The sequence below is a fragment of the Arachidicoccus sp. genome (assembly GCF_050436765.1).
Classification (GTDB): Bacteria; Bacteroidota; Bacteroidia; order Chitinophagales; family Chitinophagaceae; genus Arachidicoccus.
This window is the reverse complement of the sequence record NZ_JBNQGD010000432.1, coordinates 1-4,333: the sequence shown is the minus strand read 5'-3', so window position 1 is coordinate 4,333 and position 4,333 is coordinate 1. Positions and strand designations below refer to the sequence as shown.

At 38.8% G+C, this 4,333-nt stretch carries 2 protein-coding genes; both read left to right on the top strand.

What is annotated here, in order from left to right:
- A partial coding sequence (locus ACQR30_RS18235; RefSeq protein WP_429737235.1) for a tetratricopeptide repeat protein occupies positions 1 to 1,940 on the top strand: 1,940 nt, incomplete at its 5' end.
- Between the two features lie 37 nt (positions 1,941 to 1,977).
- Positions 1,978 to 3,942: a M1 family metallopeptidase gene (locus ACQR30_RS18230; protein WP_429737234.1), complete on the top strand. Its 1,965-nt coding sequence runs from the start codon at positions 1,978 to 1,980 to the stop codon at positions 3,940 to 3,942.
- Positions 3,943 to 4,333 lie beyond the last annotated feature (391 nt).

Genomic DNA, 4,333 nt, shown 5'->3' with positions numbered 1-4,333 from the left:
ATCAAAACGCACCGGAAAGTGTCCTTTCTCCATTTAAACAAATTAGCTTTTTTCCGTACAATACTGATATCTGGAACGAATACTGGTATCCTTACCAAAATACCGAAGGCGTTGTTTCTGCCGATTTGAATGGGGTCATTAATATAAAGCAAAACAATGGTGTTGCTACCATTTTTATTTCTCCCGTGAGTTATATTAATGACACTTTAAAAGTTTGGGATAAAAAGGGCAAAATACTTTTGAAACAAAAAGTTTCGTTACTACCGTTGCAATCATTTCAACAAAAAATCCCCCTTAAAAACACCACAACAATTGGGAGGATAATACTCGCAGGTAGCGAAATAAATATGCTGGATAGCACTGCAAAACAATTAAGCCGCCCTCTGACAGCATTTAAGAACTTCAACTGGAATTCGGCTTACGGATTTTATGTTAAAGGGCATTATCAGACGGGGCAGCATTATTACGCCGAAGCAGAAAAAAACATTATGGCTTCACTTCAAAAAGAACCAAGTTTTATGCCGGCACTCACAGAAATGTCTTTGTTGCAATACCGAAAATTAAATTACGATTCTGCATTTTATTTCGCGCGTTTAGCATTAAGTATCGACACATATAATCCAAAAGCTAATTACTATTATGCCATTGCCGCACTGAAATTAAATAAATGGTATGACGCGGAAGACGGATTTCAGGTGGCAACAATTACACCTCAATATAGAACTGCGGCTTACACAGAATTAAGTAAAATGCAACTGCAAAAGAGTAACTATTTACAAGCTTTTGAAGATGCCTCAAAGGCCCTCATTGCCAATGCAAATAATATTACTGCATTACAACTTCAATGTGTGAGTGCGAGGCTAATGCACAAAAAGAAGGTCGCAGTTATGCTGAGGAAACTTATTTCAAGTATCGATCCCTTAAATGACTTTGTTAGATTCGAACAATATTGGGAAAATAAAAATGTCACCACAAAAAACGCTTTCACCTCCTTAATCCGCAGTGAATTACCTCAACAAACATATCTTGCACTAGCCATTTGGTACAATCAATTAAATTTGCCAGAAGAAAGTAAAACCATTTTGGAAATAGCACCCCAAAAAGATGATGAGATGTTATACTGGCAGGCATGGTTAAATAGAAATAATGCAAGTAAAGAAATATTACTTGCCAAAGCAAATGCCGGCACAGCTCAAATGGTTTTTCCATTCAGACAGCAAAGTGCTGTCGTAATGAAATGGGCAATCGAAAACACAGATAACTGGAAGCCCGTTTATTATCAAGCATTGATATTGGCAAGCAGAAATCAAAAAGGAAAAGCCATGCAATTGCTCAAAATGGTTTCAGACACTGTGAATTTCGGGCCATTGTATATAACTCGAGCTCAATTGCGCGATCCAACAGATACGGTATCTATTTTAAACGATTATAAACGAGCGGTATCATTAAATACCGGTGATTGGCGTTATCTGAAGTACTTAACAAAATATCTAATAACGCGGCAAAAAAACGAAGAAGCACTCCAAACAATTGAAGATTATTCTAAACAACATCCCGATAATTATATTGCCGGGTTATTGTATATTCGCTGTCTGATGCTGAACAATAACTATGAAGCGGCAGAAAAATTTTTAAACAAAATAAATGTCCTCCCTTTTGAAGGCGCGTCAGACGGACATTCATTTTACGAACAAACGAAATTAATGCTCGCCCTGCAAGCATATCAAAAACAAAATTATAAAGTGGCTCTTCAAAAAGTGCAGGAAGCGCTCCTTTGGCCAGAAAACCTCGGAGCTGGAGCACCATATCCAAGCGATATAAATCATAAGCTGGAAGATGAAATAACACAGTTAATCCAAATAAGGAAAAAGCTTTCTCGAGAGGATATCATTCATTTTAAAACAAGAATAACTGCTTTAGGCAAGTCTACTGACAGATAATTCTAATATTAAGTACAATAATCTCAAATTTCTAAAAATGAAACGTTTCAAATTTTTATGCATTTGTTTGCTTGCATCCATTGTTTTACCACAATCATCTTTTGCACAATCGGTATCGAAGTATGATCAGCATCAACTTTTTACACCATTCTTCTTCACACATAATGGAAACGAATATCGAAGTGCAGACGGAACTCCAGGGCCAAAATATTGGCAAAACAGTGCTAATTACGAAATACATGCCACGCTAAATGAACAAGATACTTTACTACAGGGAGAAGTTCATATTAATTATACCAATAACAGTCCTAATTCCTTAGGTTTCCTGTGGCTTCAGATTGATCAAAATCTTTTTAATCCCGCATCTCGCGGAGCAGCAACTACTTTGGTTTCCGGCGATCGTTTCGATGTAAAGGGATATAAAAAAGGAGGCGAACACATTCAATCGGCCTCCGTAACCTACAAAGGAAAAACTTACGAAATTAATCCTGTAATTACTGATACGCGTATGCAGCTTAGACTGCCATTTGCGATAAAACCTAATGGCGACAAAATTGTTGTCAATGTAAAATATTCCTTCTCCATTCCTCAATATGGAGCAGACAGAATGGGAAGACTTTACACTAAAAACGGAGTAATCTATCAATTAGCACAATGGTATCCGCGCATGTGTGTATACGATGATGTAAGGGGTTGGAATATTCTACCCTATATGGGTCAAGGTGAATTTTATTGTGAATATGGTAATTTCGATTACTATATCACCGCCCCATCAAATATGATTGTTGCCGGGTCCGGCGTATTGCAAAACCCACAGGAAGTACTCACCACTACAGAACTAAAAAGATTGGATGAGGCACGCAAAAGTGATAGTACCGTACAAATAATTAAAGAAAATGAAGTGGGTGTCGCTTCTACTAGGCCTAAACAAAATGGCGTTTTAACCTGGCATTTTAAAATGGAAAATTCCCGCGATATTTCCTGGACGGCTTCAAAAGCTTTCCGTTGGGATGCGGCAAGAATTAATTTCCCTTCAGGCAGAAAAGGAATTGCCATGGCGGTATACCCAATAGAAAGCCAGGGATATGAGGGTTATGGACGATCTACACAGTATTTAAAACAAAGCATTGAATTTTATTCTAAAACCTATTTTGAATACCCCTGGAACTCTGCGGTAGTAGTTGCCGGAGTCGCATTGGGAATGGAATACCCCGGAATCATATTTTGTAGTTACAAAATTAAAAACGCCAACCTTTGGCACGATGTGACACACGAGATAGGGCACAACTGGTTTCCAATGATTGTGGGCAGCAATGAAAGACGTTTTATGTGGCAAGACGAAGGTTTAAATACCTTTATTAATGGTTTTGCATCTACATCTTTTAATAATGGCGAATATGGCGATGCGTCTTACCCCAGTATTTCACCTGGAATGGGTCGTATGATGAGTGGCGCCACAGATCCATTGATGACGCCACCTGAATCTATGGGTTTCAGGGATGTAGGCCTTTATTATTACAAAACTTCGTTGGCGCTTGATATTTTACGAAATGATGTTCTTGGCCCCGAAAGGTTTGACTATGCCTTTAGGTTTTATATCAAAAATTGGGCATTTAAGCACCCACAGCCAAGCGATTTCTTCCGTGCGATGGACAACGCGGCCGGCGAAGATTTAGGTTGGTTCTGGAAAGAATGGTTCTTTACAACTTGGACACTGGACCAAGCCGTTTCTAGCGTAAAATATGTAGATGACAATGTAGCCAATGGGGCACTTATTACTATCGAGAACCTAGGTGAAATGGCATTACCCGTAACCGCCGAAATTACGGAACAAAATGGTAAATCTTCTACTATCAAACTGCCTGTAGAAATTTGGCAGCGCGGGGGCAAATGGACCTTTAAATATAATTCTACCTCTGCTATAAAATCGGTAGTATTAGATCCTAAAGTTCACTATCCAGATACCGATAGAGACAACAATACCTGGAATTCTCCACAATAAATGCTCAAAAATAGCTGTAGACAGGTAGCGATCAGTTCGCTACCTGATCTCCTACATCCACATAGATTGGGTTCCATATGCGGTGATCTTAGTTTAGTTAACCTGGGATCGGGCTGGCGACTCCCTTGAAGTAACCCTTAGAGCCTCCTGGTAGAAATACGAAACCCACCGGACCGGGTCTATCATTGGTAATGGTGGTTGGGCCAAAGTGACTAGGAGCTATATATTAGCTACAGGTAAGTTCCTTACTCTTAACTTGTCACCAATTATATGCCCCCGAAAGAACGCTCAGCTCTTAGCAAATCGTCGTACACGGCACAGTAAAAACGGCAAGTAAAATTAAATCATTTGCCGTGTCTTATTATTTATCATAAAAGATTTTACTTTTTAA